Origin of the sequence: Devosia sp. 919 (assembly GCF_013185965.1) — a bacterium.
GTDB lineage: Bacteria > Pseudomonadota > Alphaproteobacteria > Rhizobiales > Devosiaceae > Devosia.
Genome location: NZ_JABAOL010000001.1, coordinates 2,000,138 through 2,012,634, shown reverse-complemented (window position 1 = coordinate 2,012,634; position 12,497 = coordinate 2,000,138). Strand labels below are relative to the sequence as shown.

Genomic DNA, 12,497 nt, shown 5'->3' with positions numbered 1-12,497 from the left:
GCCGTGGTTTCGCCACAGACCTGAACGGATGATGAACGGGATGGGGAAGTGCCGGATTATTCCGCCGCTTCCTGAGGAGGTGCGAGCTCCGCTTCGGCCTGACCGAGGTCGCCGCCGAGGTCGCGCATGTCGAGTTCGACATTGAGACCGAGCGAACGGATTTCCTTAACCAGAACGTTGAAGCTCTCGGGGATGCCCGGCTCGAACGTATCGTCGCCGCGCACAATGGATTCATAGACCTTGGTACGACCGGTAACGTCGTCCGACTTGATGGTGAGCATTTCCTGGAGCGTGTAAGCCGCGCCATAGGCTTCGAGAGCCCACACTTCCATCTCGCCGAAACGCTGTCCGCCGAACTGTGCCTTGCCGCCCAGCGGTTGCTGGGTAACCAAGGAGTACGGGCCGATCGAGCGGGCGTGGATCTTGTTGTCCACCAGGTGGTCGAGCTTGAGCATATAGATATACCCAACCGTCACCTGCCGATCGAACTGCTCGCCCGAGCGACCGTCGAACACGGTGGACTGGCCTGAGCCCTTGAGCCCTGCCCGCTCCAGCATCTCGACGATATCGGCTTCCTTGGCGCCGTCAAACACCGGGGTCGCGATCGACACGCCCTTCGAGAGGTGTTCGCCGAGGCGGATCAGACCGTCGTCATCGAGATCGGTGATGGATTCATCACCGGCAAACAGCGCACCCACTTCCGCACGCAGCGGCTTGAGGTCACCCTTTTGCTGATAGATGCGCACCATCTCGTCGATCTTCTTGCCCATGCCGGCGCAAGCCCAGCCCAGGTGAGTCTCGAGGATCTGACCCACATTCATGCGCGAAGGCACGCCGAGCGGGTTGAGCACGATATCCACCGAAGTGCCGTCTTCGAGATAAGGCATGTCTTCGATGGGCACGATGCGCGACACCACACCCTTGTTGCCGTGACGGCCGGCCATCTTGTCGCCTGGCTGGATCTTGCGCTTGGTCGCGATGAAGACCTTGACCATCTTCATCACGCCCGGAGGCAGTTCGTCACCGCGCTGCAGCTTGTCCACCTTGTCGATGAAGCGCTGCTCGAGCAGACGACGGCTTTCCTCGTACTGGGCGTGCAAGGCTTCCATCTCGGTCATGACCTTGTCGTCATCAACCGCGAACTGCCACCACTTGGAGCGGGGCTGGGCCTCGAACATCTGGTCATTGAGGCGGGTGCCGACGACATAGCCCTTCGGGCCAGCAGTGGCAGCCTTGCCAAACAGCATTTCCTTGAGACGCGCATAAACGTTGCGGTCCAGGATCGACTGTTCGTCATCACGGTCCTTGGCGAGACGCTCGATTTCCTCGCGCTCGATGGCCATGGCGCGCTCGTCCTTGTCGATGCCGTGGCGATTGAACACGCGCACTTCAACAACAGTACCAGCATCGCCCGGCGGAACGCGGAGCGAGGTGTCGCGAACGTCGGAAGCCTTTTCACCAAAGATGGCGCGGAGGAGCTTTTCTTCCGGCGTCATCGGCGACTCGCCCTTGGGCGTGATCTTGCCCACGAGAATGTCGCCTGGCATCACTTCGGCACCGATATGGACGATACCGGCTTCGTCGAGGTTCTTGAGCGCTTCTTCCGACACGTTCGGAATGTCGCGCGTGATTTCCTCAGGACCAAGCTTGGTGTCGCGGGCCATAACTTCATATTCCTCGATGTGGATCGAGGTGAAGACGTCCTGCATCGCGATCTTCTCGCTCAGCAGAATGGAGTCTTCGAAGTTGTAGCCGTTCCAGGGCATGAACGCGACGAGCACGTTGCGGCCCAGAGCCAGATCGCCCAGTTCAGTCGAGGGACCATCGGCGATGATGTCGCCCTGGTTCACATGGTCGCCCACGACCACCAGCGGACGCTGGTTGATGCAGGTGGACTGGTTGGAGCGCTGGAACTTCATCAGGTTGTAGATGTCGACGCCAGTCTTGCTCGCATCGGTTTCTTCGGTCGCCCGAATAACGATACGGGTCGCGTCCACCTGATCAACGATGCCCTTGCGCTTGGCCACGATGGCGGCGCCGGAGTCACGGGCAACCACAGCTTCCATGCCGGTGCCGACAAACGGCGCTTCAGCGCGCAGCAGCGGCACAGCCTGACGCTGCATGTTGGAGCCCATCAGAGCACGGTTAGCGTCGTCGTTCTCGAGGAACGGGATCAGCGAGGCGGCAACCGACACCATCTGCTTGGGAGAAACGTCCATCAGATCGACGTTTTCCTTGGGCGTCAGGCCGTTGTCGCCAGCATGGCGGGCAACCACCAGGTCATGCTCAAGCTCGCCGCTTTCAGTGAAAGTGACGTTGGCCTGGGCGACATAGTGCTTGGCCTCTTCCATGGCGGACAGATAGACCACGTCGTCGGTCAGCTTGCCGTCAACGATCTTGCGATACGGAGTTTCGATGAAGCCGTATTTGTTGACGCGCGCAAACGTCGAGAGCGAGTTGATCAAACCGATATTGGGACCTTCAGGGGTCTCAATCGGGCAGATACGACCATAGTGGGTCGGGTGCACGTCGCGCACTTCAAAGCCAGCACGCTCACGGGTGAGACCACCAGGCCCAAGAGCCGACAAGCGGCGCTTATGGGTGATTTCCGAAAGCGGATTGGTCTGATCCATGAACTGGCTGAGCTGGGAAGAACCGAAGAACTCGCGCACGGCGGCAGCCGCCGGCTTGGCGTTGATCAGATCCTGAGGCATGACCGTGTCGATTTCGACCGAACTCATGCGCTCCTTGATGGCGCGCTCCATGCGGAGCAGACCAAGACGATAGGAGTTTTCCATCAGCTCGCCGACCGAGCGCACGCGGCGATTGCCGAGATTGTCGATGTCGTCGATTTCGCCACGGCCGTCGCGCAGATCCACGAGGGTGCGCACGACTTCGACAATGTCTTCCTTGCGCAGGGTGCGCATGGTGTCGGGAGCGTCGAGCTCCAGACGCATGTTCATCTTGACGCGGCCCACGGCGGACAGGTCATAGCGCTCGCTGTCAAAAAACAGCGACTTGAACATGGCTTCGGCGGTATCAACGGTCGGCGGTTCGCCGGGACGCATCACGCGATAGATGTCGAACAGCGCGTCTTCACGCGACTCGTTCTTGTCGATGGCAAGCGTGTTGCGCAGGTAAGCGCCCACATTAATGTGGTCGATATCGAGCAGCGGCAGCTCATCAAAACCGAGGTCAACCAGGGTGGCGAGCACCTTCTCGTCCAGCTCGTCGCCAGCTTCGGCATAGATCTCGCCGGTCTGGAGATTAACCAGATCCTCGGCCAGATACATGCCGTAGAGGTCGGCATCGGTGGCCAGCAAATGGGTCAAACCATTCTCGGCAAGCTTCTTGGCCTGACGTGCGGACAGCTTCTTGCCGCCTTCATGGACGACGTCGCCGGTCTTGGCGTCGATCAGGTCATGGCTGGGCTTGGCACCCTTCCACTTCTCGGCGTCATACGGAACCTGCCAACCGCTCGCGGTCTTTTCGTACTGGAGCGTGGTGTAATAGGTCGCAAGGATTTCCTCGGCATCCATGCCGAGTGCCTTGAGCAGCGAGGTCACCGGGATCTTGCGACGCCGATCGATACGCGCATAGACGATGTCCTTGGCATCGAATTCCAGATCGAGCCAGGAGCCGCGGTAGGGAATGATGCGGCCTGCGAACAGGAGCTTGCCCGAGGAGTGGGTCTTGCCCTTGTCGTGATCAAAGAACACGCCAGGCGAACGGTGCATCTGGGAAACGATGACGCGCTCGGTACCATTGACGATAAAGGTGCCGTTGGAGGTCATGAAGGGCATGTCGCCCATATAGACGTCCTGCTCCTTGATATCCTTTACCGAGCGGGCGCCGGTTTCCTCGTCCACTTCAAACACGATCAGCCGCAGCGTCACCTTGAGCGGGGCAGCGAAAGTGATATCGCGCGCACGGCACTCGTCGATGTCGTATTTGGGCTGCTCGAATTCGTATTTCACGAATTCGAGAGAAGCGGTGTTGGAAAAGTCGGTGATGGGGAACACCGAACGAAATACGGATTGAAGCCCTTCGTCGGGACGGCCGCCTTCGGGCTCGTCCACAAGAAGAAACTGATCATAGGAGGCCTTCTGGACCTCGATCAGGTTGGGCATCTCCGTGACTTCGCGAATGGAACCGAAGGACTTGCGTACCTTGCGGCGGCCGTTGAACGTGGTAGCCATGAAAGCTCCTGTTTCTCTGCGATTGTCTCGGAGGCACCTAGCCAAAGCCCCGACTATCAGCCGTCGGGGATCGGGATATGTGCCCTTGTGGGGTCTAGTCGTTTAGGCTCAGCGATGACTCAAGGCCCTGCCCCAGCCATGGGAAGGGAAGACATGAAACGTCAAACAACCCCATGGCCAATAACCAGGAGGTTTCGGGACGTCAGCGTGCCTCAGACATCGAAATCGTCATATGTTCCGCAAATTGGCGCCAGGACCCATCCAACCGGTCCGGCGATTCGTTTCCAAGCTGAAACGATAAAGCGAAATGGCACATAGCGCGCCATTTCGCAAATTGCAAGGGGTAAACGCGAACTTACTTGAGTTCGACCTTGGCGCCGGCAGCTTCCAGCTTCTTCTGGATGTCTTCGGCTTCAGCCTTGGTAGCGCCTTCCTTGATGGCCTTGGGAGCCGATTCAACGAGTGCCTTGGCTTCGCCCAGGCCCAGGCCAGTAATGGCGCGGACTTCCTTGATGACGTTGATCTTGTTCTCGCCGAAGGAGGCGAGGATCACGTCAAATTCGGTCTTTTCTTCAGCAGCAGGAGCGGCAGCGCCGCCGCCAGCAGCGGCAACAGCAACAGGAGCTGCAGCCGAAACGCCCCACTTTTCTTCAAGCATCTTGGACAGCTCGGAAGCTTCCAGAACGGTCAGGGCAGACAGGTCGTCTACGATCTTGGCGAGATCAGCCATTTGATAAATCTCTTCTTTTCAGGTGTTCAGTTCAAACCGGTTCCAGAGGGAACCATGGGGGTTACGCTGCTTCGTTGCTCTTTTCCGCGTGAGCGGCCAACACGCGCGCGATACCACCAGCCGGAGCGACGATGACCGAAGCGATACGGGTCGCGGGCTGCTTGAGCATCCCGGCGAGCGTGGCGCGCAGTTCATCGAGCGACGGCATGGTCGACAAGGCCTTGACGCTGTTTGCGTCGAGAGCGGTCTTGCCCATGACGCCACCAAGAACGACGTATTTCGCGTTCTTGTCGGCAAATTTCTGCGCCAGCTTGGGCGCAGTCATGGGGTCTTCCGCATAGGCGATGACGATCGGACCGGTAAACAGGTCCGAGATGTCGGCGTGGTCGGTGTCTTTAAGAGCAAGCTTGGCAAGACGGTTTTTTGCGATCTTCACATAGCCACCGGCACCCTTCACCTCACGGCGAAGCGATTCCAGATTGGCCACGGTCAGACCGGCATTCTGCGCGAGGACGATCGACCCAGCGCCCGAGAGGGCTGACTGAAGCGATGCGACAAGCTCACGCTTTTCCGCTCTTTCCACTGCTAGTCTCCACATTGAGCCCGACAAGAAACAATGCCGGGCCATTGCCAATTGCTGCCCTCCGATCTCCCGAAGGAGGAGAGGAGCAACGGTTACATGCCTGTCAACCGTGCTGCCCGGATGGGCAACTGGCCTGGTTCGAACCTTGAACACCCCGGCCCTTGCGGGCCGGAAAATCCTTGGTCTTCACCCCATCTATGCTGGCGTCGGTGGACATTAAGCTGATCCAGATCGATCAGCACCGGCAGTCTCGGACAGGACTTACGCACCCGACAGGCGAACCAATCGGGTGCGGTCCGGGCGGCGAACCGCCCGAATTTCGTTTTAGAGCGCGGAAGCCGGCTCTACGTGCACGCCGGGGCCCATGGTCGAGGACACGGCAACGCGCTTGACATAGGTGCCCTTGGCACCGGCGGGCTTGCTCTTCTGCACGGCGTCGGTGAACGCCTTGATGTTCTGCAGGAGGGCTTCGTCCGAGAACGAAACCTTGCCAACGCCAGCATGCAGGATACCGGCCTTTTCGACGCGGTATTCAACAGCGCCACCCTTGGCGGCCTTGACGGCGCCAGCGACGTCCATGGTCACGGTGCCGACCTTGGGGTTCGGCATCAGGTTGCGTGGCCCGAGGATCTTACCGAGACGACCAACGATGGGCATCATGTCAGGGGTGGCAATGCAGCGATCGAAATCGATCTTGCCGCCCTGGATCTGCTCCATCAGGTCTTCGGCGCCAACAATGTCGGCACCAGCAGCGGTGGCTTCATCAGCCTTGGCGCCACGGGCGAACACGGCGACGCGCACGGTCTTGCCGGTACCATTGGGCAGGCTCACAACGCCGCGGACCATCTGGTCGGCGTGGCGGGGATCAACACCCAGATTGATGGCAACTTCGATGGTTTCGTCGAACTTGGCGGTGGCGCGTTCCTTGACCATCTTGATTGCCTCATCAAGCTTGTAGAGCTTGTTGCGGTCGATGCCTTCGCGTGCCTTGACGGTCTTCTTACCGATATGTGCCATCTATCAACCCTCGACCTGGATGCCCATGGAACGGGCGGAGCCGGCGATCATCGACACAGCAGCGTCGACATTGTCGGCATTGAGATCCTTCATCTTCTTTTCGGCGATTTCGCGCAGCTGAGCCTGCGTGATGGTGCCAGCCGATTCCTTGCCCGGAAGCTTGGAGCCGGACTTGAGGTTGACGGCCTTCTTGATGAAGTAGGTCACCGGGGGAGACTTCATCTCGAAAGTGAAGCTCTTGTCGGCATAGGCAGTGATCACGACTGGAATGGGCGAACCCTTTTCCATTTCCTGCGTGGCGGCATTGAACGCCTTGCAGAATTCCATGATGTTCAGACCGCGCTGACCCAGTGCTGGGCCAATCGGCGGGGAAGGTGTTGCGGAACCCGCAGGCACCTGCAGCTTGACGTAGCCAGTGATTTTCTTTGCCATGATCGTCCTTTGATGTTGTCTCCGCGGTCAAGCGGAGCGTTTGACGCTGTGGTGCGAAGCTTGATCGGCCGCCTGGCAGCAACCGCCCTCTTCCACAGATTTTGCCGGATCGCTCCGGCAGTATCCGGCTTGCGCCGGAATGGGGATGCCGCGGATCAGCGCGGCAAATCGATCAGACCTTTTCGACCTGACCGTATTCGAGTTCCACCGGAGTGGGGCGCCCGAAGATGGACACCTCGACCTTAAGGCGCGAACGCTCCTCGTCGACTTCCTCCACGACGCCATTGAAGCTGGCGAAGGGGCCATCCGACACGCGGACATTCTCGCCCACTTCGAAGGACACGGACGGCTTGGGATGATCCACGCCTTCCTGCACCTGCTGCAGGATCGCCATGGCTTCCTTTTCCGAGATCGGCATCGGCTTGTTGTCCGAACCGAGGAAACCGGTGACCTTGGGGGTATTCTTGATGAGGTGGAAGGCCTCGTCGGTCATATCCATCTTCACCAGCACATAGCCGGGGAAGAACTTGCGCTCGGCATCGACCTTGCGGCCACGACGGATCTCCGTGACCTTTTCGGTCGGCACGATCACGTCCTCGAACAAATGCTCGAGCTTCTTTTGCGCAACCTTCTGGCGAATATCTTCCGCCACCTTGCGCTCAAAGTTCGAATACGCCTGAACGATATACCAGCGCTTGGCCATGCCGCCTCGTCGCTCCCTAGTGGTTATTCGCCGACCGCTTTAGCGGATCGACAGCATCAGCGATACCAGCCACGAAATCAGCTGGTCGGCCAACAAGAAAAACAGACTGGCCAACATAACCAGCACAAGTACCATGATCGTAGAGATCATCACCTCGTTGCGGCCGGGCCAAGTCACCTTGCTGACTTCGGTTCGAACCTGCTGGAGGAAGGTGATCGGGTTCGTACGCGCCATCAGCGAATCATCTCTTTGGTGTTTTGGTGCAAAACCAAAGGCCGCGCAGGACACCCGCACGGCTGGAAGCTGCTATCTAGAGAAATCAGACGCGGATTGCAACAGGCCCTGCCCGATTTGTTGGACCGCACCGAGCCCGAACAGCTTACCTGCCGCAGTCTACATCCACCGAGCTAGGCCGGGAAGTTGGGTTGCAGTGTCACACTGATCTGCTTTGATGCGATCGGGCGGTTGGCCGGTGGAGGACGGGTCGATGAGCTTTGAGATCAAGGCCTGTGACATCCTGTATTTCGAGCCGCACCGCATCATCAAGGGCCGCACGGTCGGGGTGATCCGGGTAAAGGTGCGCGAAACCTTCATGGGCGCGGTTTCCGAGTTCTCGCTGGACCTGAAATGCCGAGCCGATATCGGGCGCGCCCAGGCTGCGGAAATCCGCACTGCACTGCTTGCCCACGCCGCCCATCAGCTCAACCGGATCAAGGCCCGGCACGAGCAGATGGAGGCGGACGAACTCGCGGCGAGCGAAGCAATGGCGGCCGCTACCGCGGAGCCTAGTGGCCGGGCTCAGGGCCGACTGCGCTGAAGCCTCATAACGCCGATCCGAACTCCCCTGCAGCGCCGATGCAAATTTCCGTGTGGCTGGATGTCGGCTCTGCGCCTTTGTGGGCGTCCTGATTGCGACGGATATGAGGAGTTACAGGCATGAGAAAGCTCATCGTAGGTGCATTTGCCAGCCTTGACGGCGTGATGCAGGCGCCCGGGGGCCCAAGCGAAGATCCCACGGGTGGCTTTCAATATGGTGGTTGGGGTGTCCCTTATTTCGACGAAGCGGTGGGGCAATTCATGGATGCCGGGTTTGCCGAACCCTATGATCTGCTGCTCGGGCGCAAGACCTACGAAATATTTGCTGCGCACTGGCCGCATATGCCGGCGGATGATCCGATCGCCACGGCCTTCAACAAGGTGACGAAATATGTCGCGACCCGATCCGACCAGGAGTTTGGGTGGATCAATACCACTCCGCTGCGCGGTGAGGTGGTGGAGCCCCTAAGGCGCCTCAAGGCGGAGGATGGCCCCCATCTGCTGACGCAAGGCAGCACGGTGTTGGTGCAAACGCTGCTGGCCCATGACCTTGTGGATCAACTTCGGCTCCTGAGCTTTCCCGTGCTGCTGGGCCCGGGCAAGCGGCTGTTCGGGCACGGCACCAAGCCGCGGGCCCTTAAACTCGTCAGCAACAGCGTCTCGGCGAGCGGGGTCAGCATGAGCGTTTATGAGCGCGCGGGAGAGGTTTCAACCGGATCCTTTGCCTTGGCCGAGCCCACGGCGGCAGAACAAGCGCGGCAGGAGCGGATGGCCCGGGAAGGATAGTGTCTGCGTGCACTGGTGCCGGGGGACGGTGCCCCCGCCCCTACCCTCCTTTTCAGGAAATGGGCGAAGGCTGGTGGCACTGCGGCAGGAGTTGCTGGTGCAGTGATCGGCCTGAGGAGCCTCGCGGGGTTTCATTCCCGCTGATATGGCCTAAATTAAGGGGTGAGTTTTCTGCCGCGCTTGCGCGGATACGAATGGAGCCAAACCATGCTGTTGCGATCCGCCCTCATTGCCGCCGTGTTGCTCGTACCCGTCAGCGGAGCAATGGCCGCCTGCCCGCCCGGCACCCGCAGCGTGCAGGAAACCAATAACCGCATCGTGTGCATCCAGCAGGAACTGGCCGAGGAAACCGCGGCGCGTGCCAATGAACGGCAACTGAAGGATTTGCAGACCGACTGGCGGCAGAACCAGCTGGAACAGCGCTTCAAGGAGCTGCCCCGTTTCAGCCCCGTTCCCAAGTGGAACGAATAGCTCCCAAGGGGCAGAGCCGGGCCATAGGTCGCTTTCGGTTTCTTGCCAAGCGCATCACCAAACCGGCCAGGCAACAAAAAGCCCGCTCACCGAGCGGGCTGGCAGCGATCAATGGTGGAAGTGCCTGGCAGGGGCTGGGGGACTCGAACCCACGACCCTCGGTTTTGGAGACCGATGCTCTACCAACTGAGCTAAACCCCTTCAGGCGAGCTATCCACTAATGGCAAAGCGCGCGGTGTGCAAGAGGTTCGCGACGCTCATCCCCAAAGATGGGGCACAAGCGGGATCGCCACAAGGATGGTGCCGAGCAGCCCCAGCGCATAACTGATCGAGCGCCAGGGGCTGAGCGCGCGCATATAGCACAAGAGATGTGCGACTCGCGCAGCGAGGAACAATGTCGCGCCCAGCAGGGACAGCCAGCCCTGCTCCCCCAGCACAATCGAGAGCACGGCCAGAGTGAGAAAAGCCGGCAGGTTTTCTTGCAGATTGGCGAGGGCGCGGCGTGAGCGGGCTAGTTCGGGCGTGGGTTCGGGCAGATTGTCGCGCGCGCCCATTTGCGCCTCGGGCCCGACCTGCTTGGCCAGGAGAACGCCGGGAAGCTGGGACTGCATAAAAAGCAGCAGCAGCACAAGAAAGATGATCAACAGCATGGCAAGGGGCGACTCCGGTTAAGGCGTGCAGTGTGGCCCAGCGCCAGGGGCTTGAGAACCGCTAAACGCCGGGGCGGCAAACAAGGTGCGCGAGGCACGAGGGGGCATTTACAAGCGTGGCGCCTCCGGGGATAACTAACGCGCGAGTGAATGGAAGCCGTGGGAAGCAACCTGAACCGGAGGGACGGACGTGTCCCCGAAAGGATATCGATGCGCCTAGTGCTTGCCCTTGTTATGCTCGCCGTTTTTCCCAACCTTGCCTTTGCCCATAGCGGGCCCGAACACGCCCTCGGCTTTGTGCACGGGTTCGAGCATCCCGTTGGTGGGCTCGATCATCTGCTGGCGATGGTGGCGGTTGGGGTGTTCGCCTTTGTGTTGGGCGGCCGCGCGCTTTGGGCGGTGCCGCTGAGCTTTGTGGCAATGATGATTGTTGGCTTTGGCGCTGGGGTCGCCGGGGTGCCGGTGCCGTTTGTGGAACTGGGGATTGCCGTTTCGAGCGTGCTGATCGGGGGCGCCGCGGCGCTGGGGCGGCCGATGCCGGTGGCGGCGGCGATGGGCCTCGTGGGGGTTTTCGCGCTGTTCCATGGCCACGCGCATGGGGCGGAAATGCCCGGCGGCGCCAATGGGCTGGACTATGTCGCGGGATTCACGCTGGCGACCGCGAGCCTGCATCTTGCCGGGATGGCGGCGAGCTTGACGGTGGCGCGACTCGCCGGGCGGTTTGGCGCCGGTGCGGCGCGCCTGGCAGGCGGCGGCTTTGCCCTGGCGGGCCTGGGTGCGATCACGGGCTGGATCTAGGCGGCAGCAAAGCAGTTCCACGCCCGCACCGCGGCGATCTCCTCCGCGCTCATGGGCTGGTAGCGCCGCGACAAGCGTTCGGTCATGGCTGACGCGATGGTGTCGGGCAAAATATCGAGCCCCGGTGGGAAGTATCGGCCGAGATCGAAGCGGACGGGGGGCACCTGCGCAACCGCCTCCGCCATGCTGGGCAGGTAGAGGCTCTCCGGCACCCGGTCCTGCAGCCATTTGAACGAGGATGCGAGGTAAACCGGCCTGACCTGGCAGAGCTTGGCGATATAGGGATTGTCGAAGCGGGCGATGTCCATCGCTTCGAACTGGGGAATGGAGATAGCGGTTTCGCGCTTCAGGGCCTCGTAAAGCAGGCGCTTGCGGTAGCATTTGAGACAGCGCCCGCAGGGCCCGCCATTTGGCCCCATGATACAGAACGAGACCTGGTCGCCCAATCCATGCAGGGCAACTTCCTTGATGTTGAGATATTCGGGCAGCATGGTGGCGGCAGGCGCGATGCGCAGGCCAAGGGCGGCGAAGGCCCGGCCGATCGTATCATGGCGATTGCCGGGCCTGAACTCGACATAGCGGCGGCCGTTTTCGTTGAACGAGCCTTCGAACACCGTGCCCGACAGGATGCAGTTGAGGCCGCGATCGGCTCCGGCCAGCAGCATGGGAATGGCATAGGTGGCCCAGGTGGTGACGCCGCGCGGGGACGCGATGTTTTCGGCATTGGTCCAGATATACTGGTCGCAGACGGGGGCGTCGTTGAGCCGGATGGCGTCCCGATCGGCGTAGAAGCGGTAGATGGGCAGGTGGAAGACGTTGTTGACGATGATGGCGCTGACGAGGTGGTAGCTGAACACTTCGGGCAGCAGCGTCTTGACCGCGACGGCATCAAAGCCCCCGCCCAAGGCGAGCCCGCAGGTGGCGAGGGTGATGGGCGAAGCATTCTCGGGGCGCGGCCCCGTTACGGTGGTGGTGACTTCGACCGGCTCGGGCCCGGGAGCGCCGCGTTTGTTGGCGTGAAGGAACTCGGGGATCACATCGGACACTGGGAAGGAAAAAGAGACCTTGTTGCCGATGAAAGGCAGGAAGAGCAGGCAGCAGGCCAGCGCCAGCCGATCGTAATCAAGGTTCTGGATATCGAGGCCGAAGGACACGCGGGTTTCGGTCAGCGTGAGCGGCGTTTTATCGCTCTGTACGCGGTTGCCGGTGCGCATATCGCCATGGGCGTCGACCAGCCCGGCGGTGATGGTGAACACCCCTGGCTCCTGGCGGAAGGTGAAATGCATCGGGGGTCCTCCACGGCCGGCAAACG

The 12,497-nt window shown here is 60.7% G+C and carries 13 protein-coding genes and 1 tRNA gene; 4 read left to right on the top strand and 10 right to left on the bottom strand.

Annotation, left to right across the window (positions count from 1 at the left end; all coding sequences use genetic code 11):
• Window positions 1-56 precede the first annotated feature (56 nt).
• From rpoB to secE, 7 genes are all read right to left on the bottom strand, one after another.
• On the bottom strand, window positions 57-4,199 hold the full coding sequence (gene rpoB, locus HRQ64_RS09765) for a DNA-directed RNA polymerase subunit beta (protein WP_127752899.1): 4,143 nt from the start codon (window positions 4,197-4,199) through the stop codon (window positions 57-59).
• A gap of 355 nt (window positions 4,200-4,554) precedes the next feature.
• Window positions 4,555-4,929 (bottom strand): 50S ribosomal protein L7/L12, encoded by a 375-nt coding sequence (rplL, locus tag HRQ64_RS09760; RefSeq protein ID WP_127752898.1) that lies wholly within the window; start codon window positions 4,927-4,929, stop codon window positions 4,555-4,557.
• Window positions 4,930-4,990: 61 nt separating this feature from the next.
• Entirely contained in the window at window positions 4,991-5,512 is a 522-nt protein-coding gene (rplJ, locus tag HRQ64_RS09755; RefSeq protein ID WP_127752897.1) for a 50S ribosomal protein L10, read from the bottom strand.
• 324 nt (window positions 5,513-5,836) lie between these two features.
• Window positions 5,837-6,529, bottom strand: coding sequence for a 50S ribosomal protein L1 (rplA, locus tag HRQ64_RS09750; RefSeq protein ID WP_127752896.1), 693 nt, complete (start codon window positions 6,527-6,529; stop codon window positions 5,837-5,839).
• Between the two features lie 3 nt (window positions 6,530-6,532).
• On the bottom strand, window positions 6,533-6,961 hold the full coding sequence (gene rplK, locus HRQ64_RS09745) for a 50S ribosomal protein L11 (protein WP_127752895.1): 429 nt from the start codon (window positions 6,959-6,961) through the stop codon (window positions 6,533-6,535).
• A gap of 172 nt (window positions 6,962-7,133) precedes the next feature.
• On the bottom strand, window positions 7,134-7,664 hold the full coding sequence (gene nusG / locus HRQ64_RS09740; RefSeq protein WP_127752894.1) for a transcription termination/antitermination protein NusG: 531 nt from the start codon (window positions 7,662-7,664) through the stop codon (window positions 7,134-7,136).
• Window positions 7,665-7,703: 39 nt separating this feature from the next.
• A complete protein-coding gene (gene secE / locus HRQ64_RS09735) occupies window positions 7,704-7,901 on the bottom strand; it encodes a preprotein translocase subunit SecE (RefSeq protein WP_164854949.1) in 198 nt (65 codons plus the stop codon).
• Window positions 7,902-8,151: 250 nt separating this feature from the next.
• Here secE and HRQ64_RS09730 point away from each other — a divergent pair, with 250 nt between their 5' ends.
• From HRQ64_RS09730 to HRQ64_RS09720, 3 genes are all read left to right on the top strand, one after another.
• Complete coding sequence (locus HRQ64_RS09730) at window positions 8,152-8,481, top strand: hypothetical protein (RefSeq protein ID WP_172123148.1); 330 nt, start codon at window positions 8,152-8,154, stop codon at window positions 8,479-8,481.
• A 119-nt stretch (window positions 8,482-8,600) separates the two neighbouring features.
• Window positions 8,601-9,266, top strand: a complete 666-nt coding sequence (locus HRQ64_RS09725; RefSeq protein WP_172123147.1) for a dihydrofolate reductase family protein — start codon at window positions 8,601-8,603, stop codon at window positions 9,264-9,266.
• A 207-nt stretch (window positions 9,267-9,473) separates the two neighbouring features.
• Entirely contained in the window at window positions 9,474-9,737 is a 264-nt protein-coding gene (locus HRQ64_RS09720; RefSeq protein ID WP_127752890.1) for a hypothetical protein, read from the top strand.
• 125 nt (window positions 9,738-9,862) lie between these two features.
• On the opposite strand, the gene HRQ64_RS09715 is transcribed toward HRQ64_RS09720, so the two are convergent.
• Window positions 9,863-9,938, bottom strand: a tRNA-Trp gene (locus tag HRQ64_RS09715).
• Window positions 9,939-9,994: 56 nt separating this feature from the next.
• Complete coding sequence (locus tag HRQ64_RS09710) at window positions 9,995-10,387, bottom strand: MAPEG family protein (protein WP_172123146.1); 393 nt, start codon at window positions 10,385-10,387, stop codon at window positions 9,995-9,997.
• 210 nt (window positions 10,388-10,597) lie between these two features.
• Between HRQ64_RS09710 and HRQ64_RS09705 the strand changes: the two genes are divergently transcribed.
• Window positions 10,598-11,185 carry a HupE/UreJ family protein gene (locus HRQ64_RS09705; RefSeq protein WP_172123145.1) on the top strand — a complete coding sequence of 196 codons (588 nt, stop codon included), beginning with the start codon at window positions 10,598-10,600 and terminating at the stop codon, window positions 11,183-11,185.
• Here HRQ64_RS09705 and HRQ64_RS09700 read toward each other — a convergent pair.
• Complete coding sequence (locus HRQ64_RS09700; RefSeq protein WP_172123144.1) at window positions 11,182-12,471, bottom strand: DUF6395 domain-containing protein; 1,290 nt, start codon at window positions 12,469-12,471, stop codon at window positions 11,182-11,184. The two genes, HRQ64_RS09705 and HRQ64_RS09700, sit on opposite strands and share 4 nt — an antisense overlap.
• Window positions 12,472-12,497: the final 26 nt, after the last annotated feature.

Coding starts and splice junctions, on each gene's coding strand:
- nusG (WP_127752894.1), bottom strand. CDS start 7,664: ATGGCCAAGCGCTGGTATATCGTTCAGGCGTATTCGAACTTTGAGCGC.
- rplK (WP_127752895.1), bottom strand. CDS start 6,961: ATGGCAAAGAAAATCACTGGCTACGTCAAGCTGCAGGTGCCTGCGGGT.
- HRQ64_RS09730 (WP_172123148.1), top strand. CDS start 8,152: ATGAGCTTTGAGATCAAGGCCTGTGACATCCTGTATTTCGAGCCGCAC.
- HRQ64_RS09700 (WP_172123144.1), bottom strand. CDS start 12,471: ATGCATTTCACCTTCCGCCAGGAGCCAGGGGTGTTCACCATCACCGCC.
- HRQ64_RS09705 (WP_172123145.1), top strand. CDS start 10,598: ATGCGCCTAGTGCTTGCCCTTGTTATGCTCGCCGTTTTTCCCAACCTT.
- rpoB (WP_127752899.1), bottom strand. CDS start 4,199: ATGGCTACCACGTTCAACGGCCGCCGCAAGGTACGCAAGTCCTTCGGT.
- HRQ64_RS09725 (WP_172123147.1), top strand. CDS start 8,601: ATGAGAAAGCTCATCGTAGGTGCATTTGCCAGCCTTGACGGCGTGATG.
- HRQ64_RS09720 (WP_127752890.1), top strand. CDS start 9,474: ATGCTGTTGCGATCCGCCCTCATTGCCGCCGTGTTGCTCGTACCCGTC.
- HRQ64_RS09710 (WP_172123146.1), bottom strand. CDS start 10,387: ATGCTGTTGATCATCTTTCTTGTGCTGCTGCTGCTTTTTATGCAGTCC.
- rplL (WP_127752898.1), bottom strand. CDS start 4,929: ATGGCTGATCTCGCCAAGATCGTAGACGACCTGTCTGCCCTGACCGTT.
- rplA (WP_127752896.1), bottom strand. CDS start 6,529: ATGGCACATATCGGTAAGAAGACCGTCAAGGCACGCGAAGGCATCGAC.